The 20,157-nt window shown below is 64.9% G+C and carries 19 protein-coding genes; 6 read left to right on the top strand and 13 right to left on the bottom strand.

Going from position 1 to position 20,157, the window contains the following annotated elements:
• Positions 1–40: 40 nt before the first annotated feature.
• Positions 41–424 carry a nuclear transport factor 2 family protein gene (locus tag ACREXZ_RS17290; protein ID WP_431765321.1) on the bottom strand — a complete coding sequence of 128 codons (384 nt, stop codon included), beginning with the start codon at positions 422–424 and terminating at the stop codon, positions 41–43.
• A gap of 47 nt (positions 425–471) precedes the next feature.
• Complete coding sequence (locus ACREXZ_RS17285; RefSeq protein WP_431765320.1) at positions 472–1,035, bottom strand: acyloxyacyl hydrolase; 564 nt, start codon at positions 1,033–1,035, stop codon at positions 472–474.
• A gap of 365 nt (positions 1,036–1,400) precedes the next feature.
• Here ACREXZ_RS17285 and rpoH point away from each other — a divergent pair, with 365 nt between their 5' ends.
• The 4 genes from rpoH to cydB all read left to right on the top strand — a co-directional run bounded on the left by rpoH (position 1,401) and on the right by cydB (position 5,606).
• Positions 1,401–2,336, top strand: a complete 936-nt coding sequence (rpoH, locus tag ACREXZ_RS17280) for an RNA polymerase sigma factor RpoH (RefSeq protein ID WP_431765319.1) — start codon at positions 1,401–1,403, stop codon at positions 2,334–2,336.
• Between the two features lie 258 nt (positions 2,337–2,594).
• A complete protein-coding gene (cydP, locus tag ACREXZ_RS17275; RefSeq protein ID WP_431765318.1) occupies positions 2,595–2,855 on the top strand; it encodes a cytochrome oxidase putative small subunit CydP in 261 nt (86 codons plus the stop codon).
• Positions 2,845–4,437 carry a cytochrome ubiquinol oxidase subunit I gene (locus ACREXZ_RS17270; protein ID WP_431765317.1) on the top strand — a complete coding sequence of 531 codons (1,593 nt, stop codon included), beginning with the start codon at positions 2,845–2,847 and terminating at the stop codon, positions 4,435–4,437. The genes cydP and ACREXZ_RS17270 overlap by 11 nt, the downstream gene beginning before the upstream one ends.
• Before the next feature lie 32 nt (positions 4,438–4,469).
• Positions 4,470–5,606, top strand: coding sequence for a cytochrome d ubiquinol oxidase subunit II (cydB, locus tag ACREXZ_RS17265; RefSeq protein ID WP_431765316.1), 1,137 nt, complete (start codon positions 4,470–4,472; stop codon positions 5,604–5,606).
• Positions 5,607–5,730: 124 nt separating this feature from the next.
• Here the strand turns inward: cydB and nagE are convergent, their stop codons facing one another.
• The 5 genes from nagE to ACREXZ_RS17240 all read right to left on the bottom strand — a co-directional run bounded on the left by nagE (position 5,731) and on the right by ACREXZ_RS17240 (position 13,107).
• Positions 5,731–7,494 carry an N-acetylglucosamine-specific PTS transporter subunit IIBC gene (gene nagE, locus ACREXZ_RS17260; RefSeq protein ID WP_431765315.1) on the bottom strand — a complete coding sequence of 588 codons (1,764 nt, stop codon included), beginning with the start codon at positions 7,492–7,494 and terminating at the stop codon, positions 5,731–5,733.
• A gap of 85 nt (positions 7,495–7,579) precedes the next feature.
• Positions 7,580–10,156, bottom strand: a complete 2,577-nt coding sequence (ptsP, locus tag ACREXZ_RS17255; protein ID WP_431765314.1) for a phosphoenolpyruvate--protein phosphotransferase — start codon at positions 10,154–10,156, stop codon at positions 7,580–7,582.
• Positions 10,157–10,168: 12 nt separating this feature from the next.
• Positions 10,169–11,185, bottom strand: a complete 1,017-nt coding sequence (locus ACREXZ_RS17250; protein ID WP_431765406.1) for an SIS domain-containing protein — start codon at positions 11,183–11,185, stop codon at positions 10,169–10,171.
• Positions 11,178–12,281 carry an N-acetylglucosamine-6-phosphate deacetylase gene (nagA, locus tag ACREXZ_RS17245; protein ID WP_431765313.1) on the bottom strand — a complete coding sequence of 368 codons (1,104 nt, stop codon included), beginning with the start codon at positions 12,279–12,281 and terminating at the stop codon, positions 11,178–11,180. Before nagA ends, ACREXZ_RS17250 begins: the two co-directional genes overlap by 8 nt.
• A gap of 91 nt (positions 12,282–12,372) precedes the next feature.
• The gene (locus tag ACREXZ_RS17240; RefSeq protein WP_431765312.1) at positions 12,373–13,107 is read right to left on the bottom strand and encodes a GntR family transcriptional regulator; all 735 of its coding nucleotides are present in this window, start codon (positions 13,105–13,107) and stop codon (positions 12,373–12,375) included.
• 395 nt (positions 13,108–13,502) lie between these two features.
• Between ACREXZ_RS17240 and ACREXZ_RS17235 the strand changes: the two genes are divergently transcribed.
• Entirely contained in the window at positions 13,503–14,429 is a 927-nt protein-coding gene (locus ACREXZ_RS17235; protein ID WP_431765311.1) for a bifunctional helix-turn-helix transcriptional regulator/GNAT family N-acetyltransferase, read from the top strand.
• 135 nt (positions 14,430–14,564) lie between these two features.
• On the opposite strand, the gene ACREXZ_RS17230 is transcribed toward ACREXZ_RS17235, so the two are convergent.
• Complete coding sequence (locus ACREXZ_RS17230) at positions 14,565–15,377, bottom strand: MetQ/NlpA family ABC transporter substrate-binding protein (protein WP_431765310.1); 813 nt, start codon at positions 15,375–15,377, stop codon at positions 14,565–14,567.
• Positions 15,378–15,632: 255 nt separating this feature from the next.
• Here ACREXZ_RS17230 and ACREXZ_RS17225 point away from each other — a divergent pair, with 255 nt between their 5' ends.
• Entirely contained in the window at positions 15,633–15,923 is a 291-nt protein-coding gene (locus ACREXZ_RS17225; RefSeq protein ID WP_431765309.1) for a YciI family protein, read from the top strand.
• A 55-nt stretch (positions 15,924–15,978) separates the two neighbouring features.
• Here ACREXZ_RS17225 and ACREXZ_RS17220 read toward each other — a convergent pair whose 3' ends face one another.
• The 5 genes from ACREXZ_RS17220 to ACREXZ_RS17200 all read right to left on the bottom strand — a co-directional run bounded on the left by ACREXZ_RS17220 (position 15,979) and on the right by ACREXZ_RS17200 (position 20,138).
• A complete protein-coding gene (locus ACREXZ_RS17220; protein ID WP_431765308.1) occupies positions 15,979–16,593 on the bottom strand; it encodes an SCO family protein in 615 nt (204 codons plus the stop codon).
• A gap of 4 nt (positions 16,594–16,597) precedes the next feature.
• Positions 16,598–17,503, bottom strand: coding sequence for a heme o synthase (cyoE, locus tag ACREXZ_RS17215; protein WP_431765307.1), 906 nt, complete (start codon positions 17,501–17,503; stop codon positions 16,598–16,600).
• Between the two features lie 5 nt (positions 17,504–17,508).
• Positions 17,509–18,618: a COX15/CtaA family protein gene (locus ACREXZ_RS17210; protein WP_431765306.1), complete on the bottom strand. Its 1,110-nt coding sequence runs from the start codon at positions 18,616–18,618 to the stop codon at positions 17,509–17,511.
• 66 nt (positions 18,619–18,684) lie between these two features.
• Positions 18,685–19,350 (bottom strand): SCO family protein, encoded by a 666-nt coding sequence (locus tag ACREXZ_RS17205; protein WP_431765305.1) that lies wholly within the window; start codon positions 19,348–19,350, stop codon positions 18,685–18,687.
• A gap of 68 nt (positions 19,351–19,418) precedes the next feature.
• The gene (locus ACREXZ_RS17200) at positions 19,419–20,138 is read right to left on the bottom strand and encodes an SURF1 family protein (protein ID WP_431765304.1); all 720 of its coding nucleotides are present in this window, start codon (positions 20,136–20,138) and stop codon (positions 19,419–19,421) included.
• Between the last annotated feature and the right edge of the window lie 19 nt (positions 20,139–20,157).

The following is a 20,157-nucleotide window of genomic DNA, read 5'->3' as shown; positions in this document are numbered from 1 at the left end:
CCAGCCGCAGTCCCACCCTCAAAGATACGGGGTCATCCGGTCATTCGATTGCGCAACGCGTTGCCTGCCATGCGACCAGCCGCCACTGACCGCCCTCCTGCGCCTGGATCGCCGTGTACGCGATCGGAAACAGCAGCGCACCGTTGTTCGCTTCCATCTCGATCAACGCACGGCCGGTGACGACGCAGGTTTCGCGTCCGACCGGCATCACGTCCTGCGACTGGATCTCGATCTGCCGGTAACGACGGCGGCCCGCGGTGATCGCGTCGATGAACTGCCGCTTGGTCTCGCGCTTGCCGTTCGTGTGCACGTAGCTCACGCTGTCGGAAAGCAGCGAGTCCAGCAACGACCCATCGCCGTCGACCATCGCCCGAAAGCGGTCGCGCTCCAGTTCACGGATCGCGTCGATCACCTTTGCCGCCATTGCTCAGCCCCTTTGCACCGACCGAGGCCGACATTCGGCCGCGGTCGTCAGAAGTTATATTGCAAATATAGCTGGCTGAAATTTATACCAGGATTCGGCTCTTTGATACTGGCGTTCGAGACGTGCTGGAAGCGGTAGCCGACCTGATACTGCTGACGATTGCCGAACTGCGCGCCCACGCCGACCATATCGGCAAACTGGAACGCCGATCCGAGGCTGTAGTGACTGGAGATCGTCGGGCTCGTCAGCAGCCGCACGCCGGCACCGGCCTCGAAATACGGACGGATCGCGCCCGACCCCTTGATGAAACGCAGCACCGGCGTGAAGCCTATTTCCCCGACGTTCTCGTGGACGTTGCCTTCGTCGGTATGCCACCACGCGACGTGCCCCTCGCCAACCACCGTGAAATGCCAGTCCCCGATGTACCACCAGTTGAGCCCCGGATCCCAGACGACGCCGAGATCGAGCTTGTGCACGTGGTGATCCGCAACGCCACCGGCTAGCTGGACGCCAAACTGGTCCGCATTGGCGACACCGGATAACGCCAGCATGCCCGCAAACAGGGAAATTTTCAGTGCCAGACCACGTGTTACGTAGTTCTTTTTCTTCATGAACACCTCTTGTTACCCGGTGGACCTATAAGCCGCCGGGGGGAAGGAAGCCGTTATTCCGGAGCGTCGACAAGGAACGGTCGGCCCAAAAATAGACCGAATCCGGCAAATAGCTACTTCAAATTCAGAAAAAATCGCAGGTTATTGAAAGGTCACCCGCCCTTCGCGGGTAAATGCTACGCCTAACCCGGAAAAGCTGCAGAAGGGGTACAATGCTATTGAATCTTGAATTTCAATAGGAAGCCGGGAACCTCGATGACCCCACGGACTCTAAGTGTTAGCACTCAAATATCGAGAGTGCTAACATCCAGCGTGAAGTCGTTTTCCGACTGAGCTTTTTTGCTGTTTTCAAAGGAGTTACCTACGTGAGCAACGCAATGACCCTTCCGAGTACTCTGAGCCCGTCGTCGGCTAAGGCCGCTCCGGCAGGTGCACTGGCGCTCGCGCAATTTTCGATGTTGCCCGGCCAGCTGGGCAACATCGACGCCTACATCCAGGCCGTCAACCGGATCCCGATGCTGACGCCGGCGGAAGAACGCCAGTTCGCCACCGAATTTCGCGAGCAGAACAACCTCGACTCGGCCCGCAAGATGGTGCTGTCGCACCTGCGCCTCGTCGTGTCGATCGCGCGTAACTACCTCGGCTACGGGTTGCCGCATGCCGACCTGATCCAGGAAGGCAACATCGGCCTGATGAAGGCCGTGAAGCGCTTCGATCCGACGCAGAACGTTCGCCTCGTGTCGTACGCCATGCACTGGATCAAGGCCGAGATCCACGAATACATCCTGCGCAACTGGCGCACGGTGAAGGTCGCGACCACGAAGGCGCAACGCAAGCTGTTCTTCAACCTGCGCAGCCACAAGCAAGGGTTGCAGGCGTTCACGCCCGAAGAGATCGAAGGCCTCGCCAAAGAGCTGAACGTGAAGCGCGAGGAAGTCGCGGAGATGGAAACGCGGCTGTCCGGCGGCGACGTCGCGCTTGAAGGCCAGATCGAGGACGGCGAAGAATCGTACGCGCCGATCGCCTATCTCGCCGACTCGCACAACGAGCCCACGGCCGTGATCGCCGCGCGTCAGCGCGACCGGCTGCAAAGCGAAGGCATCGCCACCGCGCTCGAGTCGCTCGACGCACGCAGCCGCCGCATCATCGAGGCACGCTGGCTGCACGTCGACGACGACGGTTCGGGTGGCTCGACGCTGCACGAGCTCGCGGATGAATTCGGCGTATCGGCGGAACGCATCCGTCAGATCGAAGCCAGCGCGATGAAGAAGATGCGCAGCGCGTTGAACGAATACGCATAACGCATTACCGCATCAGCATTTCTGCGGTGCGACACAGCGCCGCACACAAGCCCCGCCCTCGCAAGACGGCGGGGCTTTTTTCTGCGCGCGCGGCCGTACCGTTCCGTCGCTCGATTGACTTGGCTCGACAATACTTGTATTAGTTTCACCGCAGACGTCCGCTCGCGACGCTGCTCCTGGAATCAGTCATGCATACCGTGCCGGCGACGATCGCCGGGCTTCGCAGATGTCCCTGCCAGGTAGTCGCCGTCACCGACCATGACCTTTTCGCTCGATCGCCGCCCTTCCCCCCGCCTCGCGTTGCGTGGCCGGATTGCCGCATGGGCCCGCGGTCCGACCTTCGCACGCGACATCGTCATCGTGCTCATCATCAAGTTCGCGTTGCTGATGATCCTCAAGTACGCGTTCTTCAATCATCCGCAGGCCGAAAACATGTCGTTGCCGCCCGCGCAGGTCGCGCAGGCGCTGCTGTCCGTGCCCGCCCCCAATCCGCCTCAGGGAGATCAGCATGCCCGCTAGCGAAGTCGTCGATCTTTCGCGCCTCCAGTTCGGCGTCACCGCGCTCTACCACTTCCTGTTCGTCCCGCTGACGCTCGGCCTGTCGTGGCTGCTCGTCATCATGGAGTCGGTCTACGTGATGACCGGCAAGCAGATCTACAAGGACATGACGCAGTTCTGGGGCAAGCTCTTCGGGATCAACTTCGCGATGGGCGTCACGACCGGCCTCACGCTCGAATTCCAGTTCGGCACGAACTGGTCTTACTACTCGCACTACGTCGGCGACATCTTTGGCGTGCCGCTCGCGGTCGAAGGGCTGATGGCGTTCTTCCTCGAATCGACGTTCGTCGGGCTGTTCTTCTTTGGCTGGAACCGGCTGTCGAACGTCAAGCATCTGATGGTCACGTTCCTCGTCGCGCTCGGCTCGAATCTGTCCGCGCTGTGGATTCTCATCGCGAACGGCTGGATGAACAATCCGGTCGGCGCGGAGTTCAACTACGAAACGATGCGCATGGAGCTGTCGAGCCTCTATGCGGTGATCTTCAATCCAGTCGCGCAGGTGAAGTTCGTGCACACGGTGTCGGCCGGCTACGTGACGGCGTCGATGTTCGTGCTCGGCGTGTCGTCGTGGTATCTGCTGAAGCGCCGCGACACCGAGTTCGCGCTGCGCTCGTTCGCGATCGCCGCCGGCTTCGGCCTCGCGTCGACGATCTGCGTGATCGTGCTCGGCGACGAATCCGGCTACCGCACCGGTGAAGTCCAGCAGGTGAAGCTCGCCGCGATCGAGTCGGAATGGGATACCGCGCCGGCGCCCGCGCCGTTCACGATCATCGGCATCCCGAACCAGAAGGAAGAGCGCACCGACTACGCGATCCGCGTGCCGTACGCGCTTGGCATCATCGCGACGCGCTCGCTCGACGAACCGGTCGCGGGGCTGAAGGATCTGATGGCGCATGCCGAAACGCGGATCAAGAGCGGGATGATCGCGTACGGCGCGCTGCAGAAGCTGAAGGAAGGCGATACGTCCGACGACACCCGCGCACTGTTCGACGCGCACAAGAACGATCTCGGCTACGGACTGATGCTCAAGCAGTTTACGTCGACGGTCACCGACGCGACGCCCGACCAGATCCGCCAGGCCGCGAAGAAGACGGTTCCACCGGTCGCGCCGGTGTTCTTCTCGTTCCGTCTGATGGTCGGACTCGGCTTGCTGTTTCTCGCGACGTTCGTGCTCGCGTTCTGGTTCTGCGCGCAGCGTTCGCTGCTGCTCGACAACCGTCGCTGGTTCCTGCGCTGCGCCGTGTGGTTCATTCCACTACCGTGGCTCGCCGCCGAGTTTGGCTGGATCGTCGCCGAAGTGGGCAGGCAGCCGTGGACCATCGCGGGAATCCTGCCCACCGCGCTGTCGGCATCGAGCCTCACCGCGCACGATCTGTATCTGAGCCTCGCGGGGTTCATCGTGTTCTACACGGTGCTCTTCATCATCGAGATCACGTTGATGTTCAAGTACGCGCGCCTCGGACCCTCGTCGCTGCACACGGGACGCTATCACCATGAGCAGATCGCGGCCGAAGAACTGGCGCGTGGTAGCTCGCCGGCCTGATCCAACGCGGCACGTCACTCGGGAAGGTCATCATGGACTACGCAACGCTCAAAGTGATCTGGTGGGTGCTGATCGGCGTGCTGCTGATCGGCTTCGCGCTGACCGACGGCTTCGACATGGGCGCTGCTTTCCTGCTGCCCATCATCGGCAAGACCGACGCGGAGCGGCGCATTATCGTGAACACGGTCGGCGCGACGTGGGAAGGCAACCAGGTGTGGTTCGTCACCGCGGGCGGCGCGATGTTCGCCGCGTGGCCGCTCGTCTACGCAGCGTCGTTCTCGGGCTTCTACTTCGCGATGCTGCTCGTGCTGTTCTCGCTGTTCTTTCGACCGGTCGGCTTCGATTACCGCAGCAAGCGCGACGATCCGCGCTGGCGCCATGCATGGGACTGGGCGCTCTTCATCGGCGGCTTCGTGCCGGCACTGGTGTTCGGCGTCGCGTTCGGCAACCTGCTGCAGGGCGTACCGTTCGCGTTCGATCACGATTTGCGCGTCACGTATCACGGCAGCTTCTTCGGGCTGCTGAATCCGTTCGCGCTGCTGTGCGGCGTCGTGAGCCTGTCGATGCTCGCCGCGCACGGCGCCGCGTTCGTGCGGATGAAAACCGACGGCGTCATCGCGCGACGCGCATCGATCGCGCTACGCATCGCCACGCTCGTCACCCTGGTGTGCTTCGTGATCGCTGGCGTGCTGATCGCGACGATCATCGGCGGCTATCAGATCATCGATGCGGCGCCCACCGACACCGTCGCGAATCCGCTGCTGAAGAACGTCACCGGTGCGCCCGGTCTGTGGCTGTCGAACTATTCGACCTACCCGTGGACGATGGCCGCGCCCGTCGCGGGCCTTGTGGGCGGTGTGCTCGCGCTGCTGCTCGGGGGATCGCGCTTCGAGAAGAGTACGTTCCTGTCGACCGGGCTGATGGTGGCCGGCGTGATCCTCACCGCGGGATTCTCGATGTTTCCGTTCATCATGCCGTCGTCGCTCGACGGCCGCAGCAGCCTCACCGTGTGGGACTCGACGTCGAGCCGGATGACGCTGCAGATCATGCTGATCGCGGTGGCGATTTTTCTGCCGCTCGTGCTGCTGTACACCAGCTGGGTGTATCGCGTGATGCGCGGCAAGATCACCGCGGAGTCGGTCGAGCAGAATACGCATTCGATGTATTGATCGCTCGTCTCTGACAAGAAGAAGCCCTGGGAACATCTGTACCCAGGACCTGGAAGCAGTGATCGCCGTGAGGCAAGCCAGGTACGGAACCCGTCCGCACCTCGTCGCCTCAGTCAAACCAGGCTCAAGCCGGCAGTGGCGCCGCACCAGCCCCACCTGCCGCGGGCAAACGTGTCGACAGTTGTTGAGCGTAGCGCTGCGCCGCATCGCCTACAACGATGTGGAATGTATCGGCCGACACCCACGCGACGTCGAGCGCCGCGAGCCGTTGACGATCGACCGCGGACGGATCGCGCACGACGATCCGCAGACGCGTCGCCGCCACCGCATCAAGCGACACGAGATTGGTCGCGCCGCCGAACACTGCTAGCCAGCGCAGCGGATCCGGATCGAGTGGCCCGCTGCCTGCCGCAGGCGTCGCCTTCTCTGCCGATGCAGCAGGTGCAGCAGGCGAAGCAGCAACCGCACCACCCTGCGCGAGCGTCGTGCGGATCTCATCGGCGATCATGTCCGCTTCCGGTCCGATGATCACCTGCACGCTGTTACCGCCGCGCTTCAGCACGCCGCGCGCGCCAATCGTCTTCAGGTCGGCCTCCGACACCTGCGCCGGATCCACCACGGAGAGCCGCAGCCGCGTCGTGCACGCATCGACGAGCGTCAGATTCGACGCGCCACCCAGCGCCGCGATGTACTGCACGGCACGCGGCACGCTCGCGCTGGCCGTCGGTGCGACGTAGCCGCCGGTCGCGAACGAATCGGCCTGCGCTTCGGCAGCGGCTGGCTCGCGGCCCGGCGTCGCCATATTGAAGCGGCGGATAAAGAAGCGGAACAGCCCGTAGTACGCGATGGCATACACGATGCCGATCGGAATCGCTTCCCAGCCCTTCGTCGACAGGCCGTAGTTCAGCACGTAGTCGATCGCGCCCGCCGAGAACGTGAAGCCGAGCTTGATGCCGAGCGCCGAGCAGATCGCAAGCGACAGCCCCGTCAACACCGCGTGGATCACGTACAGCACCGGCGCGAGAAACATGAAAGTGAACTCGATCGGCTCGGTCACGCCGGTTAGGAACGATGTGAGCGCCATCGAGAACAGCAGGCCGCCGACCACCGCGCGGCGCTCCTTCGGTGCCTCGTGAAACATCGCGAGACACGCGGCGGGCAGGCCGAACATCATGATCGGGAAGAAGCCCGTCATGAACGTTCCAGCGGTCGGATCGCCGGCGAAGAAGCGGTGCAGGTCTCCGGTCACCGCGACGCCGCCCGGCGGCGTGAACGAGCCGAACACGAACCACGCGAGCGAGTTCAGGATGTGATGCAGCCCGGTCACGAGCAGCAGACGGTTCAGCAACCCGAACACGAATGCGCCGATCGCGCCGGCCGTCGTGAGCCAGTGACCGGCCAGGTCGATCGCGCCTTGAATTGGCGCCCACACGTAGCCGAACACAATGCCGATCGCGAGACACGCTACCCCCGTGATAATCGGCACGAAGCGTTTGCCGCCGAAGAACGCGAGGTATTCCGGCAGCTTGATGTCCTTGTAGCGGTTGTACAGCATCCCCGCGACGATCCCTGCAACGATCCCCGACAGCACGCCCATGTTGAGCTTGTCGTTGATGTCCTTCATCACCGCGACTTCGACCAGATAACCGATCGCGCCGGCAAGCGCCGCGACACCGTTATTGTCCTTCGCGAAACCGACCGCGACGCCGATCGCGAACAGCAGCGGCAGGTTGTCGAAAATTGCGCCGCCCGCGTCGGCGATCATCTTGATGTTGAACACATCGGGCTGGCCGAGGCGCAGCAGCAAACCGGCCACCGGCAGCACTGCGATCGGCAGCATCAGCGCGCGGCCGAGCCGCTGCACTTTCAGAAACGGATTTCCATCCATCGATACCTCCACTCCTTTGTCTCTTGGTCGAGTCGTTGTGTTGCGTTAAATGTTGCTGCGCTTGTTGTGGTGCTTGTTGTGGTACTTACTCCACCGGCCAGATTTCGCGGCTGGCCGCTCTCACCGCCTGCGCCGAATCGAGCGCGAGCACGTCCTGCGCGCGTTGACGGCACAGCGGGTAGTCGAGGTTGCGCACGCGCGCCTTGATGCCCGGCACCGAGACCGGATCCACCGACAGCTCCGTGACGCCGAGGCCGACGAGCAGCGGCACCGCGAGCGGATCGCCCGCGAGCGCACCGCATACGCCGACCCACTTGTTGTGCTTCTGCGCGCCGCGCACCGTCGCATCGACGAGCCGCAGCACCGCCGGATGCAGCCCATCCGCCTGCGCGGCGAGATCGGCCTGGCAACGGTCCATCGCGAGCGTGTATTGCGTGAGATCGTTGGTGCCGATCGACAGGAAGTCCGCATGTTGCGCGAGCTGGTCGGCGAGCAGCGCAGCCGACGGCACCTCGACCATCACGCCGACTTCGATCGGCTCGGTACGGCCCGCTGCGTGTGCAAGTTCGTCGATGCGTTTGCGCAGCCGCACGAGTTCACCCGCATCGGTGACCATCGGCAACAGAATGCGCACCGCGCCGAACGGCTGCACCGCGAGTAGACCGCGCAACTGGTCGTCGAGCAGATCGGGGCGCACCTGCGCGAGCCGGATGCCGCGCAGACCGAGCGCGGGATTCGGCTCGGGCGGCAGCGTCAGGTAATCGACTTCCTTGTCCGCGCCGACGTCGAGCGTTCGGATGATCGCCGTGCGTCCCTGGAGCGCGTCGACGATCGTCTGATAGCTCGCGCGATGCTCGTCGACGGTCGGTGCCGTCTGACGATGGATGAACAGCAGCTCAGTACGCAGCAGGCCGACCGCGTCGGCGCCGTTGTCGACGGCGACCTTCGCATCGTCGAGCGTCGCGATGTTCGCGGCGACTTCGATCGCCCGGCCATCGCGAGTCGATGCGGCAACCTGCGACGTGCGGCGGTCCGCTTCGCGTACGCCGGCCAGACGCGTGCGCTCAAGCCGCGCACGTTCGACGTCGAGCGCCGTGGGCGCATGTTCGAGCCGGCCCGCGGATGCATCGACGACGACCTCGGTGCCTTCCGGAATCGCGTGCAGCGCATCGCCGACCGCGACGAGCGCCGGAATGCCGATCTGCCGCGCGATGATCGCCGCGTGCGACGTGGCACCGCCGCGCGCCATCACGAGCGCGGTCACGCGTGTGCGATCGAGCGACGACAGATCCGACGGCGTGAATTCCTCGGCCGCGAGCACGGCTTCTTCGGGCAGCGTACGCGTCGCCGCGTTCGCGTAGCCGAGCGCGCGCAGTACACGTTTTTCGATATCCCGCAAATCGGCGGCACGTTCGGCGAGCAGCGCATCGTCGAGCTTCGCAAGCACCGCGATCTGTGCGCGGATCGCTTCGCGCCATGCGAAGCCCGCGCTCTTGCTGAGGCTGATCAGATCGCGCGCGGCGTCGATCAGCGTCGGATCTTCGAGCAGCACGCGATGCACGGCGAAGATGCCCGCTTCACCCACCGCGCCGCGTTGCGACGCGTCGCGCACCGTCGTGTTCAACTCCGCATCGACGACAGCGAGCGCCTTGTCGAGCAGCCGGCTTTCAGCGGCGGACGTACCGCTCGCCTGCTCCGGCGGATCGATGTCCGCGTCGTCCCAGCGCACCAGCTTGCCGACCGCGACGCCGGGCGCCGCGCACACGCCGGCGAGCATGTTCGGGGCGAGCGCAGACACAGCATGCGATACAGGCGCCGGCGAGCGCAGCCGTGCCGGGGTCTCTTCGACCTCACCGTGCGCATCGCGCAGCAGTTCCTGCGCAACCGCATCGACCGCGGCCTGCGCCTGCGCGCCGACACCGAGAATCTCGATGGTCGCGCCTTCGCCAGCACCTAGGCCGAGCAGCCCGACGACGCTTTCGAGCGGCGCCTTGCGGCCGTCGTAACGCACCTCGACGCGCGCATCGAGGCCGCGCGCTGCTTCGCGCGCACGCGCCGCGGGCCGTGCATGCAAACCGCCCGCATGCGTGAGCGTCACGTGACGACGCGCTTCGTCGACGATCACGCTCGCTTCACGCGATGCCTGCGCGGCGGCGCCTTCGCGTGCGCGCAACACGAGCAGCGGCGTTTCACCCGCGACGACCATGCCGCCGTTCGCGCGCTCGACGACCTCGAACGCATCCGAATTGGCGATCGCGATCACCGACACGAGGCTCGGTGCCGCACACGCAATCTGGTCCTGGTCGAACTCGATCAGCACGTCGCCAGTCCGCACTTTTGCGCCCTGTTCGACCATCGGCGCGAAGCCCTTGCCGTTCAGCTCGACCGTATCGATACCGATGTGCAGCAGGATTTCGGCGCCTTCGTCGGTGCGCAGCGTGACCGCATGACCCGTGCGCGCGAGATGCGTCACGACGGCGTCGCACGGCGCGACCAGCTTGCCGGCGAGCGGATCGATGCCGATGCCATCGCCGAACATACCGCCCGAAAACACCGGATCGGGGACTTTCTCGAGCGGCACGACCGGACCGGTCAGCGGCGCGAGCAGAACAATGTGGCCTTGAGCAGGGCTCGTCAAAAGGGACTCCTCGGCACGTCGCATCCGCTATCTCGATCAGTGAGTTTCAGTGACTTTGTTCAGATGGCGCGGCGCATCGGGATTGCGTCCGCGAGCGGCGGCGAGCGCCGCAGCCATCACGTAGAAGGACAGGATCGCGGCGATCGGATCGAGCGCCGCATGCGCGGTCTGCACGACCGGCAGCACGATGTCGGCCGCATCGGCGACGTCGTCCGGTGCTGCGAGCAGCACGCGTGCGCCACGCGCTTTCATGTCGTGCGCGAGCTGCACGAGGCCCTGCTGTTCGGGTCCGCGCGGCGCGAACACGAGCAGCGGGTAGTCGCGATCGATCAGCTCCATCGGACCGTGCCGTACTTCCGCACTAGAAAACGCTTCGGCCTGAATGCCCGAGGTTTCCTTCAGCTTCAGCGCGGCTTCCTGTGCGATCGCGAGGCCGAGGCCACGGCCGATCACGATCATCCGCTCGATGCCGCGCAGTGCGTCGACCGCGGCGGACCAGTCGAGCGTGCCCGCGCGACGCAGCGCGTCGGGCAGCGTATCGAGCGCACCGAGCAACGCGTCGTCGCGCTGCCAGTGCGCGACGAGCTGCGCGGACATCGACAGCATCGCGATGTAGCTCTTGGTCGCGGCGACGCTCAGTTCGGGGCCGGCCGCGAGCGGCAGGTGCCACTCGCACGCGTCAGCGAGCGGCGAATCCGGCGCGTTCACCGCGGCGACAGTCAACGCGCCCGCATCGCGCAGCGCGACCATCGTGCCGACCAGATCAGGGCTCTTGCCCGACTGCGAGAAAGCCAGCGCAAGCTGGCCGCGCACGCGCAGCGGCGCCTGCTGCAGCGTCGCGACCGACATCGGCAGCGACGCAACCGGCACGCCGAGCCGGCTCATCGTCAGGCTCGCGAAGTAGCTCGCCGCATGATCGGAGCTGCCGCGCGCGACGGTCAATGCAACATCGCGTGGTGCTTCGGCGAGGCGCGTTGCGAGCGCCTGCACGCGCGACGGATCGGCAAGTTGCGCGGCGACCGTATCGGCGGACGCCAGCGCCTCTTTAAGCATATTCGACAATCGATTCTCCTTCGACGTAAGTCGCGGTCAGCGCCAGTTCGCGATCGAACACGACGACGTCGGCCCACGCACCACGCGCGAGACGGCCGCGGTCTTCGAGACCGAGGTAGTCGGCGGCATAGCGCGACAGGCGGTTGGACACGTCGGCCATCGGCAGGCCGAGCGAGACGAGGTTGCGCAGCGCCTGATCCATCGTCAGCGTGCTGCCTGCGAGCGTGCCGTCGGCGAGACGCACGCCGCCGAGGCACTTCGTGACGTGCTGGCTGCCGAGCCGGTATTCGCCGTCCGGCATGCCGGTCGCCGACGTACTGTCGGTGACCACGTAGAGGCGCGGAATCGCCCGCATCGCCGCACGGATCGCGCCCGGATGGACGTGCAGCAGATCGGGAATGATTTCCGCGTATTCGGCGTGCGCGAGCGCCGCGCCGACAAGCCCCGGATTGCGGTGATGCAGCGGCGACATCGCGTTGAACAGGTGGGTGAAGCCGCACGCGCCGTGCTTCAACGCGGCGACCGCATCGTCGTAGGTGGCGAGCGAATGACCGAGCTGCACGCGCACGCCGCGCGCCGCCATCTCCGAAATGATCTCGATGTGGCCGGCGATTTCCGGCGCGAGCGTGACGACGCGGATCGGCGCGATCGACAGGTACTTCAATACTTCGTCGAGTACCGCCGACACCGCCGCGTCCGGCTGCGCGCCGAGCTTGCCGGGATTGATGTACGGCCCTTCGAGATGCACGCCGAGCACGCGCGCGCCGTTCGCGGTGCGGTTGCGCGTCACGTCGCCGAGACCGGCGACGACCTTCATCAACTCGTCGCGTGGCGCGGTCATCGTCGTCGCGAGCAGGCTCGTCGTGCCGTAGCGTGCATGCGTGCGCGTGATCGTTTCGATCGCGCTGCCCGCTTCCATCACGTCCGACCCGCCGCCGCCGTGCACGTGCAGATCGATGAAGCCAGGCAGGATGTACGGCGCGTCGTTGTTCGCGGGATCCGTGGCAGTGCCCGTGAGCGACGTGATGCGGCCGTTCTCGAATTCGAGCGTGCCGTGGATCCAGCCTTCGGGCGTCAGTATGTTTCCGGTCAGCATGAGTCTCTCTGATGATGCGTGATGCAATGCATGACTGTTCGTATGGCGCCCTGTTCCGCGCCGGACGAAAAATTCCGCGTGGCTAGCCAGGCTAGCGGCGCAGTTCGGCGACGAAGTCGTAGTAGTCGTCGCGGCAGTAGGTGTCCGTCAGTTCGATCGCGCGTTGATCGACGCTGAAGCCGATGCGCGTGATCACCAGCAGCGCAGTGCGCGGCTCCATGTCCATCAACGAGGCGATCTCGCTCGTCGCGTTGACCGCACGGAAGTGCTGCAATGCGCGTACCACCGCGCAGCCCCGCTGCTCCAGAAAACCGTACAGCGAGGTGCCGACCGCCTGCGGGTCCGGCACGATCGATATCGGCAAGGTGGAATGCTCGACCGCCATCACGATGCCGTCCGCGCGACGCAGCCGTCGCAGGCTCGCGACCGCCGCGCCCGGCGACAGCCCTAGATGCACGACCTCGTCGCGATTCGCCGTGCGGATGTCGCGCTCGAGCCAGATCGAATCGGGGCGAAAGCCGCGCTGTTCCATCTTCTTCGTGAAGCCCGTCAGACGCGACAGCGGATCCTCGACGCGCGGCGTAATGAAGCTGCCCGCGCCGCGTGCACGCCGGATCAACCCCTGCTCGACGAGCAGCGCGATCGCCTTGCGCGCGGTGATGCGCGACACGCCGATCGCATCGGACAGCGTGCGCTCCGACGGCAGCGCCTCGCCCGCCGACCAGACACCGCAATGGATCGCGGTCGCCAGATTGCGTGCGAGTTGCAGGTAGAGCGGCGTGATGTTGCGCGCGTCGGGCATCAGCGCAGACCAGCGTGTTTCCATGGGGCTCCGGCGAATCCGTTCAGAAGAGCGTGGCCGAGAAAAAAGCGATGGCGTGGGCCCATCGATGTGAGCCCATTATATAACCAACATAATACCAGTAAACAAACTGGTATCTACCCATGAGAAACGGCTGAAAGCCTTTGCCGACAAGGCATTGAAGGCCAATGAAGCGCCACCCCGTGGGCTCTGAGCAGCCCAGGATTTACCCGTATTCGGGTCAATGAAGAAGACCACTCCGGGTGACTGGTCCTCACCAGCTGGCCGCTGTTAGCACCAGTTACGAGACCTCTCTAGTACCAGCGCTTGTCCGGCGCGGCCGTCTGGCCCGTTTCAATTATGGGATGCAATGCCATATAGTGCTGCCTTGATCCGCAAGATTCCCGGGGGCACGCGTTTTGAACGATTCCGAAGCGCAGCGGCGCGCCGAGGCCGTCCGCCACTTCAACCGTTTCTATACCCAGCACATCGGCGCGCTGCACGAATACCTGCAGAAAAGCGTTTTCTCGCTGACCGAAGCGCGCGTGCTGCACGAACTGGCACACGGACACGCGCAGACCGCAGCGGCGCTCGCCCGCAATCTCGGGCTCGACACCGGCTATCTGAGCCGCCTCCTCACCAGTTTCGAACGCCGCAACCTGCTCACGCGCCGCCCGTCGGAGAGCGACGCACGGCAGTCGCTGCTATCGCTGACCGATGCGGGCATGACGATCTGGCAACCGCTCGACGAGGCGGCGCGCGCGGAAGTCGCGGCCGTGCTCGCGCAGATTCCGCCCGATTCGCAAGACTGGTTGATCGAAGCGATGCAGCGCATCGAATGGTTGCTCGATCCGCAGCAGCGGCACGGCACCGTGTCGCTGCGCTCGCCGGAGGCCGGCGAATACGGCTGGCTCGTGCATCGCCAGGCGCAGTGGTTCGCCACCGAATACGACTGGGATCCGAGCTTCGAAGGAATGCTCGCGCGCGTGGTCGCCGATTTTCTGCGGCATCGCGACCCGCTGCGGGAGACCGGCTGGGTCGCCGAACAGGCCGGGACGATCGTCGGGTCGGCGATGGTGGTATGCGTGTCGACGACGGTCGCGCGCGTGCGGCTGTTGTACGTCGAACCGGAAGCGCGGCACTTCGGCGTCGGCATGCAGCTGCTCGACGAATGCGTGCGCTTCGCGACGCGCGCCGGGTACACGAAGCTCACGCTCTGGACCACGCCGTTTCTGCACGACGCGGGGCGGCTATGCAGGCGCGCGGGCTTCGTGTGCGCGGCGAACACATCGGAGTGGCGCTTCGGCCGCGATCTGCGGCTCGAGCATTGGGAGCGCGATCTGTAGCTTGTGGTGCGTCGGTGACGCAACACGTGTCGTGCACAAGAAAAAGCGCCGCGGTCTCCCGCGGCGCTTCGCATCGCGACCGGTGCGGCAGAGCGCCGCTTACCGGAACGACATCAGGGCAACATCAAGGCAGCATCAGAACGACGGCACGACTGAGCCCTTGAACTGCGTCTTGATGAACGCGCGCACGTCTTCCGACTGATACGCCGCCACCAGCTTCTTCACCCACGGCTTGTCCCTGTCCTGCGCGCGCACCGCGATCAGGTTCGCGTACGGGCTATGCACGTCTTCGAGCGCGATCGCATCTTTGGTCGGCTGCAGACCGGCAGCCAGCGCGTAGTTGGTGTTGATCGCGGCGGCGTCGACGTCCGACAGCGAGCGCGGCAGCTGCGCCGCGTCGAGTTCGACGAGCTTTAGCTTTTTCGGATTGCCGGCGATGTCGAGCGGCGTCGCGCTGCCGCCGCTCGTGCCCGCACCGGCCTTCAGTTTGATCACGCCCTGCGCCTGCAGCAACAGCAGCGCGCGGTTCTCGTTCGACGGATCGTTCGGCACCGCGACCTTCGCGCCCTGCGGCAGGTCCTTCAGCGACTTCAGCTTCTTCGAGTAGATGCCGAGCGGCGAGATGTACGTGAGTCCTGCGTTGACGATCTTGTAGCCGCGCTGCTTCACCTGGCTGTCGAGGTAGGGCTGATGCTGGAAGCTGTTCGCATCGAGGTCGCCGGCATCGAGCGCGGCGTTCGGCTGCACGTAGTCGTTGAACTCGATGACCTTCACGTCGAGGCCTTCGCGCTTCGCAACCTTCTGGACGACGGCCCAGATCTGCGCGTCAGGGCCGCTGATCGTGCCGACCTTGATCGGTTTGTCTTCGGCATGCACGCCGACGCTGGTGACGAATGCGGCGGTCGCCGCGACTGCCGAGAGGGCTTTCAGGATATGTCTGCGCTGCATTTCTTTCTCGCTTTTCCGCTCAGTGTCGGATTCGGGTGAGACGCCGGCGGCATGCTTGCGATACGTTGCAGTGCCGTCAGCTCGGGCGCCGATAGTCGCACAGGCCTGCTGCGAAGTGAAATATCGCGATCTCATATCGGTATGCCCCCGGGCCGGTGAAGCTTATCGAGCGGAGCCCCCGGCGCGGCGCCCGCTGACCGATAATGTTGAACCGTGAGCGCGCACGCTCCGCTCTTTCATCACGAGGCCCACACCATGTACGTCATTTCGATCACCTACACGGCTCCGCTCGAGCGCGTCGACGACGCGCTCGAAGCACATCGCGCGTTTCTCACGCAGCATTTCGAAACGGGCGTGTTCATCATGGCGGGGCCGAAGGTGCCACGCGGCGGCGGCGTCATCATCGCCATGGGGATCGAGCGCGATGAGCTCGACGAGATTCTCGCCACCGATCCGTTCGCGCAGCAGCAGCTCGCGCGTTACGACATCACCGACTTCAAGGCGACGCGGCTCGCAGCGGGGCTCAACCTGCCGGAGCGGGTATAGAAACGGGAAGGGAAGCGCGCACGGACCGAACGCCGTGCGCTTGCAAGGACAACGCTCAGTCGAGCAGCAACTTCAGATCGTGCACCCACGGGCCAGCGCCCTGGCCGTCACGCGCGAACAACCGCAGCTTGCCCGACGGATCGAACACGTAGCTCGCGGCTGTGTGGTCCATCGTGTAGCTATCGGGTGTCTTGCCCGGCACCTTCGCGTAGTACACGCGGAAGTCCTTCGTTATCTTGACGAGTTGCGCATCGGTGGGATGCAGTCCAACGAACGACGGATTGAACGCCGCCACGTACTGTCCGAGCAACGAGGGCGTGTCGCGCTGCGGATCGACGGTGACGAATAGCACCTGCACCCGCTTCGCGGCATCAGGCCCGAGTTGCTGCAGCGCCTGCGACAGCTCGGCCATCGTCGTCGGGCAGACATCCGGACAATGCGTGTAGCCGAAGAACAGCACGACGGCCTTGCCCTTGTAGTCAGCGAGCGTGCGGACCTTGCCATCGGTGTCCGGTAGCGAGAAGTCGCTGCCGAACTGCGTGTTGCCGGTGATGTCGAGATTCTCGAACGCGGGGGGTTGCTTGCCGCAGCCGGACACAAGCGCTACGCCGCCGAGCGCGCACGCGACCAGAGCGACGCGCGAGGCCCGCGCAAACCAGGATGTGAGCATGGTGTTACGCGCCGATCACGACGCGCGCATAGTGATCGATTAGCAGCGCCATGAAGAGCAGCGACAGATAGACGATCGAATAGCGGAAGGTGCTGCGCGCGAGCGCGTCCGAATACTCGCGGTAGATCTTCCACGCATACGCGAGGAACACCGCGCCGAGCAGCACCGCCGACGTGAGATAGAAAATCCCGCTCATCCCGGAGATGAACGGCATCAGCGAAACGGCGAACAGGACCACCGTGTACAGGAAGATGTGCAGCCGCGTGTACTGCTCGCCGTGCGTGTTCGGCAGCATCGGCAGGCCGGCGTTCTCGTAGTCCTTGCGGCGATAGAGCGCGAGCGCCCAGAAATGCGGCGGCGTCCACACGAAGATGATCAGCACGAGAATCCACGCATCGCCCGGTACGTGACCGGTCACCGCAGCCCAGCCGAGCGCCGGCGGCATCGCACCCGACGCGCCGCCGATCACGATGTTCTGCGGCGTGGCCGGCTTGAGCAGCAGCGTATAGATGACCGCATAGCCGACGAAGGTCGCGATGGTGAGCCACATCGTCAACGGGTTCGCGAACGTGTAGAGCGTCCACATGCCGAGCGCACCGAGCACCGTGGAGAACAGCAGAATTTGTCGGGTGGTGATCTCGCCGCGCGCCGAAGGACGCCAGGCGGTGCGGCGCATTTTCGCGTCGATCTTCTGTTCGACGAGGCAGTTGATCGCGAACGCGGCGCCGGCCAGCAGCCAGATGCCCACGGTGCCGCCGACCAGAACCGTCCACGGCACCATGCCGGGCGTCGACAGGAACATGCCGATCACCGCACAGAACACCGCAAGCTGCGTGACACGCGGCTTGGTCAGCGCGATGTACTGGGAGATCCGGCTTCCGGGTGATTGGGAGAGTGTTGTGCTGTCCATGTGGGTCACGCTGGCGCGGCATCGCGCGCGGGCAACACGGCGCGGCCGGGACGGCTATAAGCGATTCGAAAGTTTAGCATAACGAGTAGCAGCAACAGGATCGCGGCGCCGCCGTTGTGCGCTACCGCGACCGGCAGCGGCCATTGAAGCACGATATTCGACAGGCCGGTTGCGAACTGCACCGCGACCACCAGCAGCACGCCGTTCGCGGGCCGTCGTAGCGACTCGAAACGGCGCATCTTCGCCGCGAACCACACGAGGTACGCGATCACGACGAACGCGAACGTGCGGTGCGTCCAGTGGATCGCGACCAGCGCGTCCTGGGTAATCGCGTCGCCGTCGCCGGTCATGCCGAGCGCGCGCCACAGATGGAAGCCGTGCGCGAAATCCATCGGCGGTATCCACTGGCCGTTGCAGGTCGGGAAGTCGGTACAGGCGAGCACCGCGTAGTTCGTACTGACCCACCCGCCGAGTGCAATCTGTACGACTAGCAGCGCGAGTCCCGCGAGCGCGGCCGTGCGCCAGCGGGCACTGTCGGGATCGTGGGCGGGCAATGGTGTCAACCGCGCGGCAAGCCAGCCGAGCGCGCCGAGCAGCGCGAGCCCGAGCAGCAGATGGGTCGTGACGATTACCGGTTGCAGCTTCATCGTCACGGTCCATGCACCGAATGCGCCCTGCACGAGAATCAGCAGCAGCAGCGACGTCGGCCACCACGGCGATACGTGCAGCGGCCTGCGCCGCAATCGAGCGCTCCACGCGATCAGCGTCTGCGCGACGATCAGCACGCCGATCGCCATCGCGAAGTAGCGGTGGATCATCTCGATCCATGCCTTGCTCATGCTGACGGGACCGGTCGGCAGCGCTGCGTGTGCGGCGGTGATCGCCGCGTGCGCGATGAACGGCGACGACGTACCGTAGCAGCCGGGCCAGTCCGGGCAGCCGAGCCCCGAATCCGTCAGCCGCGTGAAGCCGCCGAACATCACGAGGTCGAGCGTGAGGAACGTCGTGACCCACACGAGCTTGCGAAACTTGTCGTCGTCGGCCTTGACCCACACGTAGGACAGCGGCAGCAGCGCGATGCACACGCCGATCAGGCCCAGTTGCAGTACGAACATCTCTTTACCCTTCTCGCAACGCGCCGCACCCGTCGCGCCGCGCGTCGAACCCTGTATGTGCCCGCATCAACCGATGCTCGACCACTTCAGCAGCTTCGTTACGTCGACCTTGATCTTGCTCGGGTTCGGATCTTTCGGGAAACGCATCATCAGGTTGCCGTTCGGATCGACCACATAGATGTGGTCGGTCAGTTTTGTGCCCGCGTCGACCGGCAGCCATGCGGCAATCGCCGCCGGGTCGGCCACCAGCATCCCGGTGTCGGGATACGCTTTCTGGATCACGTCGGGCACCGGGTTCGCATCGGTGCGCAGCCACACGCTGACCACGCGTTCGCGCTCGCCGCCCTGCGCGACGCGGATCTGGCGCATGAAATAGAGCTTCGTCGCGCAGGCTTTATCGCATGCGCTGCTGTCCACCGCGATCATCAGCCAGCGGCCGTGCAGCGATGCGAGCTTCAGCGGCTTGCCGTCCTCGCCGGTGACGACGAGCGAGTCCGGGATCGGACGCTGCGGATCGATCAGCGTGCCGTAGCTAGTCGTGCCGCCGGCCGGCTTGATGATGTAGTAGGTCACGTACGACCCGACCACCGGCGCCGCGCAGATGAGCGCGAGCAGCAGCATCATCCAGCGGCCGCGCTGCCATGAGCCCTTGCTGCTGCCGTTGCCCGGTTGACGGGTGCCGCTGCCGGCCGGTTCGCCGGACTGCGGCGCACGGGAAGTTCGTATCGACACTGCTGACCTCTTTCAAAAATAAACGATGCGTGCGCTGCCGCGCCGCGTGTGGCACCGCGTGTGGCACATCAAACACCCGACACCCGCTGCTCTTTCTTCGCCGCGCGCCGCGCCGCGTACAGCCCGAACGCGACGGCTGCAATCGCCATGCCCCACCACTGCACCATGTAGCCGTAGTTGCGCTCGACGCCAGTGGTCGGCGCGGGCCACTCGCGCACCAGCCGGTCGCCGTCGTCGCTGATCTGCTGGATCACGAACGGCTGCAGCGGCAGACCGGTTTCCGTCGCGAACGCGGTCACGTCCAGATTCTGGCGGATCTTCTGATGCACGGCCGACCCGCCCTGACCGAGTTCGAACGCCTTGCTCGCATCGGCGCGCGCGATACCTTCGATCTCGACGTCGCCCTTCGGCGTATCGAACGGTTCGATCGTCGCGCGGTCGTTCGCGTTGCGCGGCAACCAGCCGCGATTGACGAGCACGTAGCCGCCGCTCGCGAGTTTAAAGGGCATCACGACATAGAAGCCCGCCTGATCGTTATACGGGCGATTGTCGAGATAGACCGCGAAGTCCGGCATGAATTGCCCGAGTGCGCGCACGCGACGGAATTCGATGTCCTTCAACTCGATACGTTGCGACCCTACCGGAACCGGCGTCGCATGCTCGAATTGCACGATGTGCGCCTGCAGCGCTTCCTTCTGATGCGCGCGGTCGCGCTGCCAGAAGCCGAGCCGCACCGTCAACGCGACCACGACCAGAATCAGCAACGCGGGAAGCCAGCGGATCTTCATCGTACACAGCGCGGAATGT

Source organism: Paraburkholderia sp., from assembly GCF_050742655.1.
Taxonomy (GTDB): domain Bacteria; phylum Pseudomonadota; class Gammaproteobacteria; order Burkholderiales; family Burkholderiaceae; genus Paraburkholderia.
The sequence above is the reverse complement of the archived record's forward strand: the minus strand, read 5'-3'. Positions and strand labels throughout refer to the sequence as shown.

Coding starts and splice junctions, on each gene's coding strand:
- ACREXZ_RS17290 (WP_431765321.1), bottom strand. CDS start 424: ATGGCGGCAAAGGTGATCGACGCGATCCGTGAACTGGAGCGCGACCGC.
- ACREXZ_RS17285 (WP_431765320.1), bottom strand. CDS start 1,035: ATGAAGAAAAAGAACTACGTAACACGTGGTCTGGCACTGAAAATTTCC.
- cydP (WP_431765318.1), top strand. CDS start 2,595: ATGACCTTTTCGCTCGATCGCCGCCCTTCCCCCCGCCTCGCGTTGCGT.
- ACREXZ_RS17270 (WP_431765317.1), top strand. CDS start 2,845: ATGCCCGCTAGCGAAGTCGTCGATCTTTCGCGCCTCCAGTTCGGCGTC.
- cydB (WP_431765316.1), top strand. CDS start 4,470: ATGGACTACGCAACGCTCAAAGTGATCTGGTGGGTGCTGATCGGCGTG.
- nagE (WP_431765315.1), bottom strand. CDS start 7,494: ATGGATGGAAATCCGTTTCTGAAAGTGCAGCGGCTCGGCCGCGCGCTG.
- ptsP (WP_431765314.1), bottom strand. CDS start 10,156: ATGCGACGTGCCGAGGAGTCCCTTTTGACGAGCCCTGCTCAAGGCCAC.
- ACREXZ_RS17250 (WP_431765406.1), bottom strand. CDS start 11,185: ATGCTTAAAGAGGCGCTGGCGTCCGCCGATACGGTCGCCGCGCAACTT.
- nagA (WP_431765313.1), bottom strand. CDS start 12,281: ATGCTGACCGGAAACATACTGACGCCCGAAGGCTGGATCCACGGCACG.
- ACREXZ_RS17240 (WP_431765312.1), bottom strand. CDS start 13,107: ATGGAAACACGCTGGTCTGCGCTGATGCCCGACGCGCGCAACATCACG.
- ACREXZ_RS17230 (WP_431765310.1), bottom strand. CDS start 15,377: ATGCAGCGCAGACATATCCTGAAAGCCCTCTCGGCAGTCGCGGCGACC.
- ACREXZ_RS17225 (WP_431765309.1), top strand. CDS start 15,633: ATGTACGTCATTTCGATCACCTACACGGCTCCGCTCGAGCGCGTCGAC.
- ACREXZ_RS17220 (WP_431765308.1), bottom strand. CDS start 16,593: ATGCTCACATCCTGGTTTGCGCGGGCCTCGCGCGTCGCTCTGGTCGCG.
- cyoE (WP_431765307.1), bottom strand. CDS start 17,503: ATGGACAGCACAACACTCTCCCAATCACCCGGAAGCCGGATCTCCCAG.
- ACREXZ_RS17210 (WP_431765306.1), bottom strand. CDS start 18,618: ATGTTCGTACTGCAACTGGGCCTGATCGGCGTGTGCATCGCGCTGCTG.
- ACREXZ_RS17200 (WP_431765304.1), bottom strand. CDS start 20,138: ATGAAGATCCGCTGGCTTCCCGCGTTGCTGATTCTGGTCGTGGTCGCG.